Origin of the sequence: Mycobacterium sp., from assembly GCF_035274705.1 — a bacterium.
In the GTDB taxonomy this organism is placed as follows: domain Bacteria; phylum Actinomycetota; class Actinomycetes; order Mycobacteriales; family Mycobacteriaceae; genus Mycobacterium.
Genome location: NZ_DATENY010000088.1, coordinates 35,909 through 57,036, shown reverse-complemented (window position 1 = coordinate 57,036; position 21,128 = coordinate 35,909). Strand labels below are relative to the sequence as shown.

15 protein-coding genes are annotated in these 21,128 nt (G+C 63.3%); 9 read left to right on the top strand and 6 right to left on the bottom strand.

Going from position 1 to position 21,128, the window contains the following annotated elements:
• Window positions 1-6: 6 nt before the first annotated feature.
• The 5 genes from VJV41_RS18970 to VJV41_RS18950 all read right to left on the bottom strand — a co-directional run bounded on the left by VJV41_RS18970 (window position 7) and on the right by VJV41_RS18950 (window position 7,164).
• Window positions 7-1,803 (bottom strand): helix-turn-helix domain-containing protein, encoded by a 1,797-nt coding sequence (locus VJV41_RS18970; protein WP_325336457.1) that lies wholly within the window; start codon window positions 1,801-1,803, stop codon window positions 7-9.
• A gap of 19 nt (window positions 1,804-1,822) precedes the next feature.
• On the bottom strand, window positions 1,823-3,025 hold the full coding sequence (locus tag VJV41_RS18965) for an alpha-hydroxy-acid oxidizing protein (RefSeq protein ID WP_325336455.1): 1,203 nt from the start codon (window positions 3,023-3,025) through the stop codon (window positions 1,823-1,825).
• Between the two features lie 160 nt (window positions 3,026-3,185).
• Window positions 3,186-3,935 carry an enoyl-CoA hydratase/isomerase family protein gene (locus VJV41_RS18960; protein WP_325336453.1) on the bottom strand — a complete coding sequence of 250 codons (750 nt, stop codon included), beginning with the start codon at window positions 3,933-3,935 and terminating at the stop codon, window positions 3,186-3,188.
• 147 nt (window positions 3,936-4,082) lie between these two features.
• Window positions 4,083-5,060, bottom strand: coding sequence for a fumarylacetoacetate hydrolase family protein (locus VJV41_RS18955; RefSeq protein WP_325336451.1), 978 nt, complete (start codon window positions 5,058-5,060; stop codon window positions 4,083-4,085).
• 124 nt (window positions 5,061-5,184) lie between these two features.
• Window positions 5,185-7,164, bottom strand: coding sequence for an acetoacetate--CoA ligase (locus tag VJV41_RS18950; protein ID WP_325336449.1), 1,980 nt, complete (start codon window positions 7,162-7,164; stop codon window positions 5,185-5,187).
• Window positions 7,165-8,212: 1,048 nt separating this feature from the next.
• Here VJV41_RS18950 and VJV41_RS18945 point away from each other — a divergent pair.
• The 8 genes from VJV41_RS18945 to VJV41_RS18910 are packed head-to-tail and all read left to right on the top strand — an operon-like array spanning window position 8,213 to window position 17,551.
• Entirely contained in the window at window positions 8,213-8,980 is a 768-nt protein-coding gene (locus VJV41_RS18945) for an ABC transporter permease (RefSeq protein WP_325336447.1), read from the top strand.
• Complete coding sequence (locus tag VJV41_RS18940) at window positions 8,977-9,831, top strand: ABC transporter permease (RefSeq protein WP_325336446.1); 855 nt, start codon at window positions 8,977-8,979, stop codon at window positions 9,829-9,831. The genes VJV41_RS18945 and VJV41_RS18940 overlap by 4 nt, the downstream gene beginning before the upstream one ends.
• Before the next feature lie 4 nt (window positions 9,832-9,835).
• Window positions 9,836-11,317 carry an MCE family protein gene (locus tag VJV41_RS18935; protein ID WP_325336444.1) on the top strand — a complete coding sequence of 494 codons (1,482 nt, stop codon included), beginning with the start codon at window positions 9,836-9,838 and terminating at the stop codon, window positions 11,315-11,317.
• Window positions 11,317-12,345 (top strand): virulence factor Mce family protein, encoded by a 1,029-nt coding sequence (locus tag VJV41_RS18930; RefSeq protein WP_325336442.1) that lies wholly within the window; start codon window positions 11,317-11,319, stop codon window positions 12,343-12,345. The genes VJV41_RS18935 and VJV41_RS18930 overlap by 1 nt, the downstream gene beginning before the upstream one ends.
• Entirely contained in the window at window positions 12,342-13,658 is a 1,317-nt protein-coding gene (locus VJV41_RS18925) for an MCE family protein (protein ID WP_325336440.1), read from the top strand. The genes VJV41_RS18930 and VJV41_RS18925 overlap by 4 nt, the downstream gene beginning before the upstream one ends.
• Window positions 13,655-14,965, top strand: a complete 1,311-nt coding sequence (locus VJV41_RS18920) for an MCE family protein (RefSeq protein WP_325336438.1) — start codon at window positions 13,655-13,657, stop codon at window positions 14,963-14,965. The genes VJV41_RS18925 and VJV41_RS18920 overlap by 4 nt, the downstream gene beginning before the upstream one ends.
• Window positions 14,962-16,095, top strand: coding sequence for a virulence factor Mce family protein (locus VJV41_RS18915; protein WP_325336435.1), 1,134 nt, complete (start codon window positions 14,962-14,964; stop codon window positions 16,093-16,095). The genes VJV41_RS18920 and VJV41_RS18915 overlap by 4 nt, the downstream gene beginning before the upstream one ends.
• Window positions 16,096-16,105: 10 nt before the next feature.
• Complete coding sequence (locus VJV41_RS18910; protein WP_325336494.1) at window positions 16,106-17,551, top strand: MlaD family protein; 1,446 nt, start codon at window positions 16,106-16,108, stop codon at window positions 17,549-17,551.
• A gap of 523 nt (window positions 17,552-18,074) precedes the next feature.
• Here VJV41_RS18910 and VJV41_RS18905 read toward each other — a convergent pair.
• Entirely contained in the window at window positions 18,075-20,012 is a 1,938-nt protein-coding gene (locus VJV41_RS18905) for a thiamine pyrophosphate-binding protein (protein WP_325336433.1), read from the bottom strand.
• 470 nt (window positions 20,013-20,482) lie between these two features.
• On the opposite strand from VJV41_RS18905, the gene VJV41_RS18900 reads away from it, so the two are divergent.
• Window positions 20,483-21,085, top strand: coding sequence for a TetR/AcrR family transcriptional regulator (locus tag VJV41_RS18900; RefSeq protein WP_325336431.1), 603 nt, complete (start codon window positions 20,483-20,485; stop codon window positions 21,083-21,085).
• Window positions 21,086-21,128: the final 43 nt, after the last annotated feature.

Below are 21,128 nucleotides of genomic sequence, written 5' to 3'. Positions count from 1 at the left end.
TGCGGGTCAGCCACCGTGGCTGCCCGATGGCGGCGGCTCAACGGGCTGGGAGGCCAGCCCGTTGAGTGCATCCTGCAGTCGTAGCGCAAGCTCCAGTGTGAACCGCCTGTCTACGTCGGACAGACTGATACCCAACAGTTTTGAAATACGGCTTATGCGGTACCGCACGGTATTGGGGTGCACATGCAAGGCAGCGGCGGTCGGTTTCAGATTGCGGTTGTTCGCCAAGAAAGCCGAAAGCGTCTCAACGTAGGCGCCGGTATTGTCGGCCTGCCAGAGAGGCGCCAGAACCCGTTGTGACATCGCAATCAGTTCCCGCGCGTCCAGGCCCGGGGTGAGCAAACCGAACAGACCCAGTTGGTCATATGCGACCAGTCCGCACGCGGACCGTGCCCGCGCCAGCTCGAGCGCTCTGACCGCGTCAGCACGTGAGCGTCGATAGTCCAATAGCTGGTGACACGGCCGTCCCAGGCCGGCGACCAGGGTGTGGCCGGCGCTCAGTGCCGTTGATCTGGACAAAATCTGTTGGGCCAACCCGGCCAAGTCAGCTTCATCGCGCGAGCCGATATCCACCACCACAACGAGGGCGCGGCCCTCCAGCTCCACGGTGATGGCGGCGCCTGTTTGTCCAACGGCCTGCTCGACTGAGCGAATGATTGCGGGCGTGACCGCCAGGTCGGTGCCTTCCGCCGGCATACCAGGGGCGTGTAAGCCGAGCGCCATCACCGCCCGTGGAGCGGTTAGGTCGATCTCAAGCAGGTGGGCGCGTCGGCGCACGGTGGGTTCGTCAATCGCACGTTCAGACATCAAGTCTTCGAAAAGCCTTGCCCCGAGGCGGCGTTCGGCGTCATAGACGGCGCGTTCACGTTCAATCGCCAGAGCCAACACCGGGCCGATGTGCTCGAGTAGGTGCCGGGCCGCGGGGCCGAGTTCACTGCTACCTCGCGCCCGCAGCGTTCCGAAGAACCGATCGTCGGCGCATATCTCGACGACCGTCTCCCTGTCGCCTGAGTAGGCCTGACCAGCCGTGGCCAATGGCTGTCCACGGTCGTTGAGCAAGACGCAGGAGGCGTGCAGATGCTCGGCGAGCATCGTCACAGCCCCCGACAGGCCGCCGCTGGTGGCAGCCGAGGACAAGATTTGACGACTGACCATTTCGGTCCACTGCGTCTGCTGGTGTTGTTCAGCTAGCAGCGCATGAGCCGCTTCCTCATCGTGTTGACTCTGCAATCGTGCGAACATGAATCCGGCTTGTGCGACAAGGGCTTCCAGCAACTCGGTCGGCCACCGTGTCGGATCGCACAGGTAGCGGTTACCCAGAAACAGTGCGCCTACGGGCTCACCATTGGCGGCGATGGGAATCACCACCCCCGATATCAGGCGTTCGGCATCGACAAGCGACTTCACCCCCCGCAGGCGGCGGGGATCGCGGCGGTAATCGCGGATCACGTGGGTCGTGCCGCTGGTGACGACTCGACCGCCGATGCCCTGCCCGACGGGTAGTCGCCAGTTGGCGACCATTCCGGCGTTGCGGATGCCTACGTGCGCAACGATTCTCAGCGCTGCATCCTGGACCACGCAGGCATATCCGCAATCGGCGCCCACCAGCTCGCGAGTACTCGATGTCAACGCCTGTAATAGCGCTTCTATCGAATCCGCCTGTGCCAGTTGCAGACTCGCGTCGGTGAACTCGTCGACCAGGGCAGGACCCGCCAGGCTTCGCCCCTCGGCTGTAGTGTCAGCGGCGAGCGAGTGGTTTTCATCCGGCGGCGTCAGGTGCCCTTGCTGCCCGGTGTTCGCCACGGCGTAGTCCTCTCGCGGCTCATGTGTGGATCAGCAGCGACGTGTCGAGGTCGGCCACCGCGCTGATTCCTGCCAGACCCAGCGTGATGTCGATTTCGGCGAGCAGGCAACGCAGCACGTGGCGCACGCCCGCTTCGCCGCCCAGCCCGAGCCCGTAGACGTAGGGTCTGCCGACGAGAACAGCATCGGCACCCAGGGCAAGGGCCTTGACGGCGTCAGCGCCGGTGCGGATCCCTGAGTCGAACATCACCGCCGCCTTGTCGCCGATCTCGCTGACGATGCCCGGCAGGGCATCCAAAGAGGCCATCGCGCCGTCGATCTGACGACCGCCGTGGTTGGAAACGATCACTCCGGCCACCCCGGCTTCGACCGCCCGTGCCGCGTCCTCGGGGTGCTGGACGCCCTTGACGACCACGGGTCCATCCCAGTTGTCGAGCAGGAACGGCAACTTTTCCCAGACCAGTGAGGTGCCGGTGAACATGGGGACCCAACGGCGCACGGCGGCCAGCAGGTCCTCGTCGACCGGGTGTTGCAGACCCGCGCAAAAAGCGGGGTCGGTGAATGGGATCGCGGTGCCTTGTCCCAACAGGAATGGCAGGTACGCGCTGTCGAGGTCATGCGGCCGATAACCCAACTGCCAGGTATCCAAGGTGACGACCAGCGTCCGGTAGCCCGAGCGGCGCGCCCGCTGCAGGATGCTCAGGGTGACGGCGTCCTCGTTGGGCCAGTACAGCTGGAACCACCGTTGACCGCCACCCTGATCGGATGCTTCGGCCACCTCCTCAATGGTGTGGGAAGAGGCAGTTGACAGGATCATCGGCAATCCCAGCGATGCGCTTGCCCTCGCCACGGCAAGCTCAGCATCGGGATGGACAATCGACAGCACGCCCACCGGGGCAAGAAGGACCGGCGCTGCCGCGGGGGTGCCCAAGATCTCGGTCGCCAGTTTGCGTCGCGTCGCTTCGCGCAGCATGCGCGGCCTGATTCGCCACCGATCGAAGGCCTCCCGATTGGCGCGCATCGTCCCTCCGGTGCCGGCGCCTCCGGCCACATACCAAAATGCCTTAGCAGGCAGCTCGGCTTTGACGAGCTGTTCCAGCGCGGTCAGATCGGTCGGCCACGGGGGGACGATGCCGTCGAGTCCAGCCCAGTAGATTTCACCCTGCAGTGAAACAGGGTCGGGCCGTACCCCTGCGTTGCTGGCAATCGTTGAGGACGTCATGACGCTCCTTTGGTCGTTCTATTGAAAACGGGCGGGCACAGGGTGATTGGGCCAACCTGGCCCCCACGTGTCGCGCAATTCTCGACGGGGCGCTGCTGATCGCCGCCGCTGTGCAACCTGCCAACGCACGCCAGAGTCCGGCATCCGCTCGTCGCGAATGTCAACGGCGAGACCCACGGCTGATCTCCGCTCCGGTTTCGGTCATGATCTGGTCTACGAGTCGCTCGTCGTGAATTGCCGCTGTCGACAGCGCAGCGAACATCTCGGCTCCGAAGGCGTGTCGCAGTTCGCTTGCGACAACATTCTTGAGCGGGGCGCGGAGGACTTGTGTCGTCACTCGGCGCACAACTCGCGAGGTCTTGGCCAGTTGTTCGCCGAGTTCCCAAGCGCGGTCATAGATTGCGGTCTTGTCGACCACCTCGTTGACCAACCCGTACTGCAGTGCCTTCTGTGCGTCGATACGTTCGGCGGTGAGCATCGCGTAGTTGGCTCGTTTGGTGCCCATCGCTTCGCGCAATGCGATTTGGATGCCGTCGCCGGGGACCCAGTTCATCGCGATGTGCGGGTCGACGATGACCGCGTCGTTTGAGGCGATGGTCAGATCGCACAACAGCGCCAGCTCGGTGTGAAATCCGGGACCGTTGATGACACCGATCGTCGGTATTTCCAGGTCGAAGACCAAACCCTCGCACATGTTGGCACCGTCGTAGTAGTTGTGCTCGTAGGCCATCCAGGCCCTGTTGTGGGCGTTCTCTTCCACGCTGGGGCGAATTTCGGCCATCCAGTTATGGCCGCTGCCCGCCAGGATGAATACCTCGTTCTCCACGTCTTGGCCGGCATAGGTGGTGAGCTGATGAATCGCGCGGTGCACCGGATAGTCCCAGACCAGAGAGTCGCCGTCCGTATGCATCCGCGCCATTAGAACCCCGGAATCGCTTCGCTCCAGGATGAAAAACTCGGCGAACTTATCTCGGTATTCGGCAAGTGGGATATGGGGTATGGTCCCGGGCGCGGTTCTAACTGGCGGCACTGAAGTGTCCTCTCGTGTTGGTTGGGTCTAGAAAATCGATGTGCGCAGCACGCCGATTCCGGATATCTCGATTTCTACGATGTCGCCGCGGCTGATCGCGCGTCCATGTTCAATAGCCGAGCCGTTGCCGACTGTTCCTGAGCAGAAGATTTCTCCGGGATGAATTGTCTGTGATTGAGCGGCGTAGTGGATGCAATCCTCGAAACGCCAGTACATCTCCGACGAACAGCCGCGGGAAAGCTCCTCGCCGTTGACCCGCGCGGTCATCGTCAGCTCGTACGGGTTGATTTCGTCGGCGGTGACGATGCAGGGCCCCAGAACGTTGGAGCCGTCGAAATCCTTGCCTTTCGCCGGGCCCAGCCCGGTACCCATCGCTTTGAGCTGAGCGTCGCGGGCACTGAGATCGTTGAAAATGGTGTAGCCGAAAACGTGGTCCAGGGCGTCAGCGTGGCCGATGTCCTTGCCGGCCCTCCCGATCACCGCGGCAAGCTCGATCTCGTAGTCAACCCAGTCGGAGTACGCGGGCCATTGAACGGCCACATCGGGGCCGACGACCGTGGTGACGTCGGAGTAGTAGTACACCGGCAGCTCGTACCACCCGGGTGGGGGCATGCGGTCTAAGCCGTGGTCGTGCCGGATCCGTTGGTACTCGCCGTCGGGGTCGCCAGTTTGGGCGGCCAGCAGGCGGGCAGCGCCCTCGGCGGCCTGCCTGAGGTGCTTTTCAAAGCACGAGAAGTCGCGGATTTTTCGGGGCCGAGGCAGCGGGGCGCACAGCTGCAGCAACGATATTGCCAGCACCGCATCGTCAGGTGGGCTGGCCAGGTGCCGAGCCGCCGACTCGAGCGCCGCCGCCCCGGCGTCGATGAAGTCCTGCATGGCCGCGAATGCTTCAGGGATATGCCCGTCGTGCAGTTCGGCGGCGGCCGCCAAGTCCAGTACCGCAGTGTCGTCGAGCTGAGCGCCCAGCCGCTCGCGGCCGCCGATGCGGAACGTTACAAGCCTCATTGCACACCATCCCGTCGGACCACGGTCGCCGCGGCACCTCTCGCTACCCGAGGGAGAAATGATGCTACCGCCGGCATCAGCCGTTGGCGTTGTGTCTGCGTGCCAAGACCGCAGCTACTTATAGTCACGGCATGCCAAGGTGGTCGGCATGTGATGTTTCTCTGAGTTCTGGTCGAAATCTCTCGAAGTACCGCAGCGCGCCGGGGTCATCGACGGTTTCCAGGTTGGCGACTTCAGCGGCGGGCCGGCCTTGCAGCAGTCGCTTGACGGGCACCTCGAGCTTCTTACCTGTCTTGGTGTGGGGCAGTGCGGGCACCACGATGATGTCGTCTGGCAGGTGGCGTGGCGAGGCGTAGCCGCAGATGGCCGCCTTGATCGTCTCGGTGAGAGTCGTCGTGTGCGCCGCCTCGGGCGTCAGCACCACAAACAGCGGCAGCCAATACCGGCCGTCGGCCAGTTCAACTCCGACGGCCAGGGCCTCGCTGACTTGCGGTAGCCGCTCGACGGCGGCGTAGATTTCGGCGGTGCCCAACCTGACCCCGTTCCGGTTCAGGGTGGCATCCGATCGCCCGCTGATCACCAGGGTGTCCCGGTCGGTGACGGTGACAAGGTCGCCGTGGCGCCACACGCCGGGAAAGTGGGAGAAGTAGGTCTCGCGCAGTTTCACATCGTCGGGGTCATTCCAAAACCGCAACGGCATCGACGGCAGCGGCCGGGTCAGTACGAGTTCGCCCACTTCGCCGCGGGCGGCAGCTCGCCCGTCGGGCAGCCAGGATTCGACTGCGGCCCCCAGCGCGGGCGCGGATATTTCGCCTGCCCACACGGGAGTAGTCGGGGCGGCAAGCGCCAGCGCGCTGACGATATCCGTGCCACCGGCCGCAGAGTTGACCTGCACTGTGGGGCTGACCTGATCGCGTACCCATTGATAGCTTTGTGCCGGTAGCGGCGAGCCGGTCGAGCCAAGAATGCGCAGCGCCGACAAGTCATGGTCCCGGCCCGGAGTCACACCTGCCTTGGCGCATTGCATCAAGTATCCGGGGCTGGTGCCGAGGACGGTGACGCGTTGCTCGGCGGCCAGTTGCCACAGCCTGTCGGGCGTCGGATAGCTGGGATTGCCGTCGAAAACTACGATCGTCGCCCCGGTGGCCAGTGCTGACAGCACCAGATTCCACAGCATCCAGCTGGTTGTGGTGTGCCACATGAACCGGTCGGTGGAACCCAAGTCGAAATGCAGTCCCAGGATTTTGAGGTGTTCTAGGACCACCCCGCCGTGGCCGTGCACGATCGCCTTGGGCGCACCGGTTGTTCCCGACGAGAACAACATCCACAATGCCGCATCGAATGGCAACCATGGCCACTCCATGGCCGCCTCGGCCGGCTCGGGCCAGGGGTGCCATTCAGGTTCAGGAACCGTAGAACCCAGGTGTGGCGCAAAGGCTGCAGCGCGCACGGAGGGCAGCATCTCCTTGAGCGCCATGCTTTCTGCTGTGCGATTACGTGCTCGGCCATTCCAGTGATGGCCATCGGCGGCGATCAGGATTGCAGGTTCCAACTGGGCGAAGCGGTCTGCGGCGCCTCGTGCGGCCAGCTCCTGTCCGCACGCCGACCACACCGCACCGAGGCCCACCGTGGCCAAGCACGCAACGATGGCATGCAAGCCGTTCGGGAGATAACCGACGACCCGATCCCCTTGACGGACGTCGTGGCGGCGCAGCCACGCCGCGAAACCGGCCACCGACTGACGTAGCTGGTCCCAGCTCAGCGCCGTGGTCTGTCCGTCCTCGGTGACTGAGACCACTGCCTGGCCGCATGATCCGGCGTGCGCACCGCTCAAGATTTGGCGTGTGTAATTCACGGTCGCCCCGGGAAACCATTGGGTCTCCAATAAGTCTCGGCCGTAGTGGATTTCCTGATCGCGGCTGCCGAAGTCCACCTCGAAGAATTCAGACACCGCCGGCCAGAACTGTTGGGGGCTGTGCACCGACCACGCCCAAAGCTCGCGGTAGCTGCCGGCGGCCACACCATATCGGCGTGACGCGAACACGGCGAAGCGATCGATGACCGTGTCGGATACGTCGGCGGCCGGCACCCAGAAAGGTTCCACTGCAACTCCAGATCTGACGACAAGCGAGTTCTCGGCGTGGGGCACTGGTGACGCTAACCGGGCTCGGGGGCCAGGTCTGCGTCCCGGCGTGCCAACGATTGGGCCCTGCGTTGTCGTGCTACGCCAAAGCAATACCGCGGGTGCGGGCAACCGCGTCTAGCCGACGGGCGCGAGGTAAAAGCTCATCCTCACACCCGGTTCCGCGGCGCACCACAGTCAATGCGGTACTGGCTAAACCGCATAGCTGCGCGATTGCCAAGTGTGCCTTGGGGTTAAAGCGGGGCCGCGCCCTCGATTCACCCACCAGTGCATTGGGATCCCCGCGTCTGGCCCACTTGGTGCGAGTGAGCGGTTCGAAGTCAGGGCGGCACTTCGACATTCGCCTTGTCGGCCACCACTTCGACGAGCCTTTCGCCCTCGCTGGCATGCGCGTCGCCGCGGATCGGGTACCCAAATCCATTGACGCACAGTCAGTTGCCTTCCTAAGGCCCCGACCGGGCGGGCTCGTGGAAACGCCCAGCGGGCCGGCGAAGTCGCAATATGTGCTGACCGATCCAATCGCCGGCACTGACGGGCGGGATCCGGCGGGCTGACGTCGGTCACCTACATGCTCAGCAGCCGACCTGCGACATTCCAGCAGCTCGCGTGGGATTTGAGCGGACGGTCGGAACGAGCCTCGGGTCGGGTTCGTGCGTGTCAGCGCTCGTGGTGGCTTGCAGCAGGTTGGCACTCAGCGAAGACATTCGTGGCACGCATTGGCGAGACTCCAGCCACGAACCCGACGGAAAGTGGGTTAGGTCACATCGAGGGAAGCGAGTCAAATGCTGCGCATTCGGCGCTGGGATCAAAAGGGAATCGACCGACTTGATCCAGAAATCCCGATACAACGAGGGGCCAGTGGTCCGCTTGAAGGTCCACCACGAAGTGCTGGAGCAACTGGAGCTCGATCGGCGCCGCACCGCCGACGCGCGGTGAGCGCGCCGCTTCCGGAGTGCGTGCATGAAGAAATGGGCGCATCATTCGCCTACGCGGGCGCGGAAGTCACACCGTGACAGCTCCGAGCGGCGTTGGTACTCCGGTCCGTGCCGTTGGCGACTTTTTCGCGTTGTGCCTCGACACCGTCGTCATGATGTTCCGGCCACCGTGGGCGTGGCGGGAGTTCCTGTATCAGACCTGGTTCGTGGCACGAGTATCGATCGTGCCGACGATATTCATGGCTTTCCCACTTGTCGTGCTCGCGACGTACACGCTGAACGTCCTCCTCGTTGAGTTCGGGGCGGCCGACTTCTCCGGCACGGGTGTTGCGCTTGGCGCGGTGACGCAGGGCGGCCCAGTCGTGACCGTTCTGGTGATCTCGGGCGCGGCCGCGACCGCGATGTGCGCCGATCTCGGCGCACGTACCATCCGCGAGGAGATCGATGCGATGCGCGTGCTCGGCATCAACCCGATTCAAGCGCTTGTGGTTCCCCGGGTGCTGGCTACGGCGCTGGTTTCGATCTTGCTGGTGTCGGTGGTGACGATGGTCGGGATCATCGGTGCGTTTCTTTTCTCAGTCTTCTTGCAGCACATCACACCTGGAGCGTTTGTCGCCGGCCTGCCGCTGCTCGTGGGTGCAGCGGAGGTGGTCACCGGCCTGATCAAGGCGGCGATCTTCGGTCTGACAGCAAGTCTGATCGCCTGCTACAAGGGCCTGTCGGTGGGTGGCGGACCGGCCGGAGTCGGCAACGCGGTGAACGAAACCGTGGTGTACACGTTCCTGGCGCTGTTCGTGATCAACGTGATCGCCACGGCTGTCGGAGTGAAGGCAACGATGTGACGCAAGCAGCGCCAAGCACTCTTCATCCCGGACTGCGGCGGGCGGTTGTCGACACAGGGCAAGGCTGGAACCGGTTCTCCCGGCAGGCCCAGTTTTACGCCGAGACGATTCGAGGCTGTGGGTATGCAATCGTCAGGTATCCCGGCGAGCTGCTGCGGCTGATCGCCGAAATGAGTCTCGGAGTCGGCGCGCTGGCGTTGCTCGGTGGCGCGATCGTCATCCTCGGGTTGCTGACGTTGTCGACGGGTTCACTGATCGCGATTCAGCTTTACCCGCAGCTACAGCAGGTCGGTGTGGATGCCTTGGCCGGGTTCACGTCGGCCATCCTCAACACCCGGGTCCTGGGGCCGTTGGTGGCCGGTATCGGTCTGGCCGCCACGATCGGCGCCGGCGCGACGGCGCAATTGGGCGCCATGCGAATCAGCGAGGAGATCGACGCGCTCGAGGTGATGAGCATCCGGGCGGTCCCATACCTGTGCTCGATCCGATTGGTGGCCGGGGTCATCGTGGTGATTCCGCTGTATGCCGTCGGGGTACTGGGGGCGTATATCGCCACCCGAGTCGGGACGACGACGATATACGGCCAATCGACCGGCGTTTACGATCACTACTTCTATACGTTTCTCAATCCCATTGATCTCCTCTGGTCGTTGGTGCAGGCAGTGGTGCTCGGCATCGTCGTGATGCTGGTGCACACCTATTACGGGTTCACCGCCTCCGGCGGTCCCGCTGGTGTGGGCGAAGCCGTCGGACGCGCGGTGCGCACCTCACTCGTCACGATGGTCGCCGTTTTGTTGCTCGTCTCGCTGGCCATTTACGGCCCATCCGGCAACTTCAATCTCTCGGGATAGCGGCGTGGAAACGAGAAAGAAACGCCGGTTGCACCCCACCTGGTGGGGAATCACCCTGATTGCGCTGATGGTGGTGTTCGTGCTTGCCACGATGGCGCGGTTCACCGGCACATTCGACTCCATGGTGCCGGTTGTGGTGACCTCGGATCGGGCAGGTCTGGTGATGGAGCCAGACGCCAAGGTGAAGTTGCGCGGCGTCCAGGTAGGCAAGGTCAGCCAGATTCGCAACGCGTATGACTCGGTGCGTCTCAACCTCGAGATCTACCCCGATCAACTCGAGTACATCCCCGCCAACGTGGCGGCACAGATCCGGGCCACCACCGTATTCGGCGCAAAATACGTTGACCTGATCTTCCCCGATGACCCCAGTCCCAAGCCACTCGCTGCTGGTGCGGTCATCCCGTCGCAGAACGTGTCGACCGAGGTGAACACTGTCTTCCAGAACCTGGTCGGCTTGCTGAAGCAAATCGACCCGGCCAAACTCAACGCCGTCCTGGCGGCCCTGTCTGAGGGTCTGCGCGGGCAAGGACAATCGCTCGGCGAGGCGATCACCGATGCGAATCAGGTTCTGTTGGAGCTGAATCCGCGTGCCGAGACGATCCGGCGCGACTGGCGATCGTTGAAGGGTTTCAGCGACACCTACAGCGCAGCAGCCCAGAACATCATGACGGTACTGAACACCGCCAGCACGACCAGCAGGACCGTCACCAGCCATGCTGCTGAACTGGATGCGCTGCTGATCAACGTCATTGGGTTGTCACACAGCGGTATCAACTTGCTTGGCCCCAACGAGGACAACTTCGTCCGCGGGGTCAACGATCTCGAGCCGACGACGGCATTGCTGCTCAAGTACAACCCCGAGTACACCTGCGCGTTGGTGGGAGGTTATACGACACTGACCAAATACCGGGTGGACAACGTCGCCGGGGGCCAGAACGGTTATGCGGCAATCTCTTCCGCCGGAATTGAGTGGGGCCACGACCCATACCGATACCCGGACAACCTGCCGATCATCGGAGCCAAGGGTGGTCCGGACGGCAAACCGGGGTGTGGTTCGTTGCCCGATGTCGCCAAGAACTGGCCGGTGCGGCAACTGGTCACCAACACCGGCTTTGGTACCGGGATGGATTGGCGGCCCAACCCCGGCATCGGTTTTCCCGGCTGGGCCAACTATTTTCCGGTCACTCGCGCGGTGCCTGAGCCGCCGAGTATTCGCTACCCGGGTGGTCCCGCGCCCGGTCCGGCACCGGCTTACCCGGGTGGGCCGCCCTACCGCGCTCCGTGGTACGCGCCGGACGGCACACCCTTGTTCCCGGGTCTGCCGCCGGGGGTGCCCTCGGATTCGCCACCGCCGGATCCGTCACACCCACCCCCAGGCGCGGAACCGTTTGCACCGCCGGTGGCGCCGCCACCGTCACAGCCGGCACCACTTGCATCAGACCCGGGCGCAAGTGAAGGGCCACCAGTAGTGAGCGGGCAACAGTGATGAGAAACAAACTGGCAGGAATCATCTGGCGGGTGGGCGTCTTCGTTACGGTTTGCCTGTTCTTCATGGGTGCGGTGTTCGCGATATTCGCCCAGCTGCGCTTCCAGCGCGAAACCCTGTACACGGCAGAGTTTTCCAACGTGTCCGGGCTTGAGGAGGGCAACTTCGTCCGCATCGCCGGCGTGGAAGTCGGCAAGGTCAAACACCTTTCGCTGCAGCCGGACACCACAGTGTCGGTGGAGTTCGGCACGGACGATTCGGTGGTGCTGACGGCGGGCAGCCGGGCCGTCATCCGCTACGACGACTTGGTCGGCGGACGCTACCTGGCGCTAGAAGAGGGTACGGGCGGTACCGACAAACTCAAGCCCGGTGACACCATCCCGCTCGCGAACACGTCGCCCGCCCTCGATTTGGATGCGTTGATCGGTGGCTTCCGGCCGTTGTTCCGTGCGCTGGATCCCGATCAGATCAACGCATTATCGGGCCAGCTGATCGATGCCTTCGAGGGTCAAGGTGAAGCGATCGGCTCGTTTTTCGAGCAGACCGCCACCCTGACGAACATGCTCGCTGACCGTGATCAGCTCATCGGAGCGGTCATCACCAACCTGAACACGGTGCTGGGGTCACTGAGCGACCAGAACACGCAGTTCGCCAAGGCGGTCGACTCGTTGTCGCAACTGGTTTCCACCCTGGCCGAGCACAAGCAGGACATCAGCAATTCGGTGGCGTACACCAACGCCGCCGCGGGCTCCATCGCCGACTTGCTGGCCCAGGCCCGTGCACCCCTGCAAAAGGTCGTCCATGAAACCGACCGCAGCGCGGGGATCGTGGTGGCCGATCACGAATATATGGACAATCTCCTCGCAACGCTGCCCGAGGCCTACCAAGCACTCGCCAGGCAGGGGCTTTATGGCGGCTTCTTCGGCTTCTATCTCTGCGACCTACTCCTGAAAGTCAATGGCAAAGGGGGCCAGCCCGTGGTCATCAAGGTCGTCGGTCAGCGGAGCGGACGGTGCACACCCAAGTGAAGTCATTTGCGGAACGCAACTCGCTGATGATCGGGGCGGTCGGGGTCGGATTGACGATCGCCGCCGTCGTGGCGGCGCTGAATTACGACAAGGTGCCGTTTGTCAACCAGGACAAGCATTACTCGGCCTACTTCGCCGAAGCCGGCGGCTTGATTCCGGGTGCGGCGGTGCAGGTTTCGGGGATGCGAGTGGGTCAGGTGGACAGCCTGCGCCTGGACGGCGCGCGGGTGGTGGTCACGTTCAACGTCGACAAAGACATTCGGCTCGGTGACCGCAGCGAGGCGGCCATCAAGACCCGCACCGTGCTGGGCGCGAAGATCCTCGAGCTCACCCCGCGCGGCGAGGGCCGACTGCCCGGACCGATCCCCCTCGACCGGACACAGTCGCCCTATCAGCTGCCCGATGCCCTCGGCGATCTGGCGCTGACCATCAGCGGACTCAAAACCGACCAGCTGTCCCAATCTCTGGCAACGCTGTCTGAGACGTTCAAAGACACCCCGCCCGCGTTGAAGGTGGCGCTGCAGGGAATTACCCGGTTCTCCGAAACCGTGAACCGACGAGACGAGCAGCTACGCAATCTGTTGGCCAACGCGAACAAGACCACCGCGGTCTTGGCGGAGCGCAGCGATCAAGTGGTCGGACTGGTCGCTGACACCAATGCCCTGCTGGCTGCGCTGCAAGAGCAAAGCGCGGCACTAGACCAGATCTCCACCAACGTGTCGGCGCTTGCCAGCCAGGTCAAAGGTTTCATCGCTGAAAACCGTGACACCTTCAAACCTGCACTCGACAAACTGAACGGCGTCCTCACGATCGTCGACAACCGCAAAGAGCAGGTGCAGAAGTCCGTCAAGCTGCTCAACGCGTATGTCATGTCGCTGGGCGAATCGGCGGCGGCGGGCCCGTTCTTCATGTCCTACATCGCCAATCTTCTGCCCGGGCAGTTCTTGCAGCCGTTCGTCGATGCCGCGTTCTCCGATCTCGGCTTGGACCCCAACGTTCTGCTGCCCTCGCAGCTCACCGATCCGCAGGTGGGCCAGCCGGGCACGCCGGCACTTCCGGTGCCATATCCACGGACTGGTCAGGGCGGTCCGCCGAATCTGACCCTGCCCGACGCAATCACGGGCAATCCGGGTGACCCCCGCTACCCGTACCGTCCCCCGCTTCCCGCGCCGCCTCCCGGCGGACCGCCGCCAGGGCCACCCGCGCTTGCGCCGCCCGGCATGCAGTCCACACCGCAGCCCACGCCCTCACCGGTGTTGTTCCCATCAGCCACCGCGACCGCACCACCGGCGCACGAAGGGGGTCAACAGTGAGGACACGACGCTTAAGGGTCGGTCTGGCTACCGCTTTGGTGCTGGTGCTGATAGCGGGGGTGTTCGTTGTGCTGAGGCCAGGTGGCGAGTTCAAACGCATCCACGTGGTGGGGTATTTCGCCAACAGCACAGGCGTTTTCGTCGGCGACGATGTGAAGATCCTCGGCATTCCCGTGGGCAAGATCGACCAGATCGAGGCCAAGGGCACCCGCGTCAAGATCGGGTTTTGGTACGACGGCAGTCAGAAGGTGCCGGCCGACGCGAAAGCCGTCGTGCTGTCGCCGGCGCTGGTGCCTGCGCGCGCCATTCAACTGACTCCGGCCTACACCGGCGGACCCGTGATGGCTGAGGGCGCCGTGATCCCGCAGGACCGCACGGCGGTTCCGGTGGAATGGGACGATTTGCGCAAGCAATTCGAAAGGCTCACCGCGACACTGGAACCGACGCAACCCGGTGGTGTCAGCACATTGGGCGCCTTGGTCAACACCGCGGCGGATAACGTGCGCGGTCAAGGCTTGAATCTCAGGCAGACCGTCATCGAACTGGCACAGGCGTTTTCGGCGTTGGGTGATCACAGCAATGACATCTTCAGCAGCGTCAGGAATCTGTCGATCGTAGTGTCGGCGCTGGAGAACAGCGCCGACGTCATCCGAGAGTTGAATGTGAACCTGGCCGCCGCGACGGCGCTGCTGTCCAATGACGCCGACGAGATCGGCAATGCGGTACACGATGTCAATGCCGTGGTCGGTGATGTGCAGCAATTCGTCGCCACGAATCGGGAAACGCTGGGGACCACGTCAGACAAGCTGGCGTCGGTGAGCACCGCGGTGGTGGAGAGCCTCGACGACATCAAGCAGACACTTCACCTGTTTCCGAACACGATCCAGAACTTCATCAACGTCTATCACCCCGCCCAGGCCGCAGCATCCGGTGTAGCAGTGCTGAACAGTTTTACGAGCCCGATCACGTTCCTGTGCGGTGCCATCCAAGCCGCGTCGCGCTTGAACGCCGAGCAGTCAGCGAAGCTGTGCGCGCAGTACCTGGCTCCGATCGTCAAGAACCGCCAGTACAACTTCCCGCCTTTGGGTTTCAACCCGATTGTCGGTGCGACTGCGCGTCCGAACGAGTTGACCTACAGCGAGGACTGGTTGCGCCCTGACTATGTTCCGCCCCAGCCCGCGCCGAGCGCACCGCCGCCCAGCACGGCGCTGCCTCCCGACGGAGCTCCACTGGCCGCCGAGGCGCACCAGACCAATCCGGCGGATGGCTTGCAGGGCATGATGATTCCATCCGGAGCGGGATCATGATCCGGCGGTCGGCAGCCGGTGTGGCCGCACTCGGACTGGTGATCGTTCTCGGGCTGTCGGGCTGCGGCTGGCGCGGGGCGAACACGCTGCCGTTACCGGGGACCGAGGGCCGTGGCCCGGGTTCCTACACGATTCAGGCGCAACTACCGGACCTCGACAACATTCAACGCAATTCCCGCGTCCGGGTCGGGGATGTCACCGTCGGCACCGTGACCGGAATCGAACGGCAGGGCTGGCATGCGCTGGTGACGATGACCATCAACGGTGACGTGCACCTTCCGGCCAACTCCACGGCCACGATCGGTCAAACGAGCCTACTGGGGTCCAAACACGTCGAGCTTGCGCCCGCGAAGAATGTGGCTCCGGAGGGCAGGCTGCACGCCGGGTCGCTGATCCCGTTGTCGTCCGGAAGTGCCTATCCGACAACAGAACAGACCCTTGCGGCGGTGTCGATGTTGCTCAACGGCGGCGGGATCGGTCAGATCCAAGACATCACGCAGGCGCTGAGTACCGCGTTCGCCGGCCGTGAGAACGATCTGCGCAGCCTCATCGAACAATTGGACAAGTTCATCTTCTACCTCAACGATCAGGTTGATGACATCATCGCCGCCACCGACAGCCTGAACAACCTGGCCGGCCAGATCGCTGAGCAGAAACCGGTTCTCGACGAGGCGCTCAAGACCATTCCCGATGCACTATCGGTGCTCAAGGACCGACGCAAGAACCTCGCCGACGTGTTCGACTCGGTTGGCAAGTTCAGTGCCGTGACCGCTGACTCGGTGAACCGAACCAAAGACAGCATCGTCAAGGAACTCAACCAGCTGGGGCCGGTGCTGCAATCACTGGCCGACGCCGGCCCGGCGCTCACTCGCTCGCTGAGTTCCTTCAGCACGTTCCCGTGGGTCAAGGAAAACGTCACGAAGTGGTTCCGGGGCGACCTGGGCAACTTCAACGCGGTGTTCGATCTGACGCTGAGTCGGATGGATTCGGGGTTGTTGACCGGCACCCGCTTCGAGGGCGACCTCACCAAGCTGGAATTGCAGTGGGGCCGCACGATCGGCCAACTTCCCAGCCCGTACACCGCCGGCAACCCGTTGCTCGCTCCCTACCGTTTCGACCAGGGACGGTGAGATGTTCGGATTGCATCTGAGAAGGCGAACCGTCATTCAGTTGGTGGTCTTCTCTATCATTGCCCCGACCGCGTTGCTGATCCTGGCACTGGACTACATCCGCCTGCCCAACCTCTTGGACGCCGGCCGCTATGACGTTACCGTTCATTTGCCCCGGTCGGGCGGCCTGTACGAACGCAGCAACGTCACGTACCTAGGCGTTGAAGTGGGCCAAGTCAAAGACGTTCGCCTCACCAAAAACGGTGTGGAGGCTGCACTGTCGTTGAAGTCGGACATCCCGATTCCGTCTGATCTCGACGCGGAGGTGCACAGCCAGACAGCCGTCGGCGAGCAGTACGTGGAGCTGGTGCCGCGTAACGACACCTCGCCGCCACTGAAGGGCGGTGATGTGATCTCTCGGGATCGGACATCGGTGCCACCGGATGTCAACTCGCTGCTCGATGCGACCAACCGGGGCTTGCAGGCCATCCCGGGCGACAACCTCAAGACCGTGATCGACGAGTCCTACAAGGCTTTCGCCGGCCTGGGTCCCGAAATCCTTCGGCTTGTCAAAGGGTCGACCGTACTTGCCATCGACGCTCGAAAGCACCTGGGCGACTTGACCAATCTGGCGGATAACTCCGCGCCGCTGCTGGACACCCAGACCGACACATCGGAGTCGGTCAAGGCCTGGGCCGCACACCTGGCCACCGTCACCAGCCAGTTGCAGACCCACGACAACGACGTGCAGGGGATTCTCAAAAACGGGCCGGGGGCAGCCGACGAGGCGCGTCAGCTGCTCGATCGGCTTCAGCCGACGCTGCCGATCGTACTGGCAAACCTCGTCAGCGTGGCGCCTGTGCTGGTGACCTACCAGGCGGACCTCGAACAGATATTGGTACTGCTGCCCATGGGTGTGCATCTGCAGCAAGGGGCGCTGCTAGCCGACGCCCCGACGGACAGCACGTACAAGGGCATCCGGCTGAATTTCAGTTTCAATCTGAACCTACCCCCGCCGTGCACCACCGGCTTCCTACCCCCGCAGCAAATGCTATCCCCGAGTGTGCAGGACTACCCGGATCGTCCAGAGGGCGACCTGTACTGCAGAATCCCGCAGGACTCACCGTTATACGTTCGCGGCGCCCGCAACATCCCGTGCGAAACGCGCCCGGGAAAGCGAGCTCCCACGGCCAAGATGTGCGAGAGCGACGAGAACTATGTGCCGCTCAACGACGGCTTCAACTGGAAGGGCGACCCAAACGCTACGCTGTCCGGCCAAGGCATCCCGCAGCTACCGCCAGGCTCGGCAGCACCACCACCGCCGCCGCTGCCGCCGATCGCCACCGCTTATTACGACACGGCTTCAGGCCGCTACACCGGGCCCGACGGCCGGGTGTACACCCAGGGCAACCTCAGTCAAAGCGCCCCGCCGGAGAGAACCTGGCAGAGCATGCTGATCCCGCCGCAGACTCCGTGAACGCGCGATAGTCGGACCATCCCACAAAGGGGTGCGCATGACGTGGGACACGGACTTTCCGCATACCGACGCGCGCGGGTGGGATAGTGCGCCCCGGTCTTGGCCGCGGAGTCGGTCAAGACCTCTAATGCCGCTGCAGCGCAGCAGGAGTCGCGTGCGTGGCGGATGCGCATAGGCGTGAGCATTCGGATTGATGACGATCGCGTGCTCGCGGAGCCGAATGCGTGCGACCACAGCGGGGAAAGCGCCGGCGGAATTCTTTCTCTAAGCCGTCATCGGGGATACAAGTGCCCAAATGCTGATCCGGTCGACGAGCCACGGATATGCCTGTGCGACAAGCGATCTGAAACCAGCAACACACCGAGGTCATTGCCGCTGTGGAGGCCGAATTCACCAGCTCTGTCGAATGGCAGGCCTCGTGTCTGATCACCATGCAGCCCGTTGCCGCTGACGATCGCAGTGACTGTCCAGACGAAAGGACTCTCAGCGGGCTGGACGGCGCCGGTCGCTGTGTTCGGCTGTGTCAGAACCGGTAACCGGTCTTGTCCGCCAACTCCCGGAGGTTGGCCTCATCGTTGCCGGTCAGATCCGCCATGAACGACATGGGAATCCGAGTCCCATTGTCGAGGGCGGTCTTGTGCAGACGGAGGGTTTCGATCGGGGAGAGCCCGCGGAAGTACCGAAGCGTGCTCTCAGGCAGATCGTGTACGCCGCGGCTGTAGAACTCGCCCGTCTTGAGCCGAAGCCAGGGGATCGACGCTTCGGGCCCGTCGGTATCTGCGATGACGTTGACCACCGCCACCTTCCCCGAGTCGAGCGCCCTACGCAGCGCGGGCCGAAGCTCTTCGCTGTCGGCGACGTACTCGACGTGACAGCCGAAAGGTTCGAATGCCTCGTCGTAGCGCAAATCGGGCAGCATGTCCCAAGAGCCGATGTCGGGCTGAATGTCGTCGTGTACGAGGGAGTTTCCACCCCAAGAGCTGTTATTCAGAATCACGATCAGGGCCGGCACTTCGTAGCGCGTCAAGGTTTCGATGTCCATGCCGGCCAAACCGATTCCGCCGTCGCCGACAAGAGTCACGATCTGTTTTCCGGGTCGCGCGATACCGGCGCCGAAGCACATACCGATTCCCTGGCCGAGTGCGACCCGAGGGCCCGCGTCAAGAATCTGTCCCGGGAACGTGGCCTTGACCGCGTCGGTGAGATATAGCGAGCCCTGATAGGAGTCATAGATGAATGTCGCGTCATCGTCGACCTCGTCCACGATCGCCTGAGCCAGCTCGTAGGTGTGGATCGGATGGCGGCCGCTCACCGCCGTCAGCGTGTCAGAGCGGCGCCGCACATGCGAGGCACGCGCTTGTTCCAGACGCTCAGTCCACTCCGGACGCTCGATGACAGCTCGTCCTGCCGTGCGCTTGCGAAGTGCCTCAATGATTTGTGCAAGTACCAATTTGCTCGAGCCCAGAACGTTGACCTTGCTGTCAAGCCCGAGCCACAGCTCGTCGGCGCTGTCTTGGATCTGGATGTAGGTCGTCGCGTCGGACGAAGGCCAGTCCGGCGGCTCGAACCAGGACTCCAGTTCTCCTGCGCGTAAACCGATGATCATCACCACGTCCGCCTCGCGCACGAGCGGTCCACGATAGCCCGAGTGAACCGCCAACGGATGCTTCTCGCTGATGGCGCCGCGGGCAGTGCGACGCGCCGCTGTCGGGGCATTCAGCATTTCGGCCAGCGCCACTAGCTCGTTGCATCCATCCGACCAGTAGACGCCGTCGCCCGCGACGATCAGCGGGCGTTGGGCGTTGGCGAGAATCGCCGCAACCTCATCGATACGGACGGGATCGGCCTGGGTGGCCGGAATTGTCGGAAGGCCCAGCGAGGGAACGTACTTGCGCTGTGCCGCATCGCCGAAGCTCCATTGGTTGTTCAGCGGGAACTCCAGCACTACCGGGCCGGCGGGGTAGGTCATCGAATCGACGAGTGCCTTGCGAATCCAGTAGGAGTTCAACTCCCAGTCGGTGACCCGCTTCGTCCATTTCGCGACGGACTCGAATGCATCTGCGGCGTAGCCCTCTTGCAGCGTCTCCAAACGGTCGCCGGCCGTCCCATGCTGGCCGACGAGCAGCAGCATCGGGCTGTGCGTTCCGATGCCCTGGGACAGCGAGGACAGGCAGTTGGCCATTCCCGCCGACGCGGACGCGAAGAACACGCCGGGCGTACGCGTGGCACGACCGTAGGCTTCGGCCGCAAAACCCGCCGCTTGTTCATGCCTGAAGTGCCACATCTGGGCCCCGAGCCTGCAGGCCTCTTCGATCACCGGGTTGATGTAGCCGTGCACGCCGAACAGATTGGTGACGCCATTGTCGATCAACGCCTTTGCTGCAGCGCGCCCGCCAGTCAGCCGCCGGTCGCCGCCGGATTCCGAACGTGCGCTGATCGGCCTGTCGGCAATCTGAGTCATTGTTGTCGCTTCCCATTCCGTCGCAGCTCAGGCGGTCCGTCGAGGTTCCGCAGCACCGACAGACACCACTGGTCGTCCAAATTGCGAGCAACTGCTCGCACACCGACGATTTTTGCAGATGGATTTGTCCGCTGTCAACGGTGCAGAGTGCGACTAGCCGCTCGCAACGAGCCCCAGCGGAAGTGCATTGAGTACGCGACATCCAGCCCGGTTGAGGCGTTGGTCGGCGGCGATGAGCGCTCGGGCGAAGAGCGGACAATCACGACTCGCGTGTTTAAACGCGCGAGTCAGCATCAATATGCAAGCCACCCAGACAGCGGGTTCGAGGAGTCGGCCAGGCGCGCGCTTCTGTATGCGCGGCCTCGACCGGTGCAACGACCGTATGCCAGACTGGGTCTGAGCGATATCGCGAGCGGGTGCTCGCACAGGGTTCGAGACGGGGGACCAAGATTACTGACAGCGTTGAGCGTTTGGGCTCGCGTGCCGAGCGATCCGCGAAGCGGCGAGGCCGTATCGCCGCCGTTGCGACTCAACAGATCATCGAGCGCGGATTTGAAAATCTCTCCGTCAACGATCTCGCGGCAGCCGTGGGAATCAGCGTGGGCGGGATGTACCGCTACATCAGTACGAAGACCGACTTGCTCGTCATGGTGTGTCAAGACATTTATGGAGGGCTTCGCGACGAGCTCGGCGATTTGGCTGCCGGACCCGAACCCGTCGAAGAGAAGCTGGCCCGCAGCATCGAGGTCTACCTGAAGTCTTGTCAAGAAAAGCGCGAGGAGATTGCGATGATGTATAGGGAGTACCGATCACTGCCACGCGCGGCGCAGCAGGAATACAAGCAGCAAGAACTCGCGATCGCGAACGTCTTCACCGATTTGATCCGCTCAGGAGTCCGTCGACGGGCGTTCCGGCCCGTCGACGCCTCCATCCTTGCGATGGACATCATTTTTCTGGGGCATTTACCAGCCCTTAAATCATGGGCACTGCACGACACCATCGCACCCGAGGCGCTTCGACGTGAGCAGGCAGCGCTTGTGATGTCACGGTTGACGCCCGCTCCTGATGCCTAACCGGTCCCCGTAACCGTCGCGCTTGAGCACAACACCGTCGCCT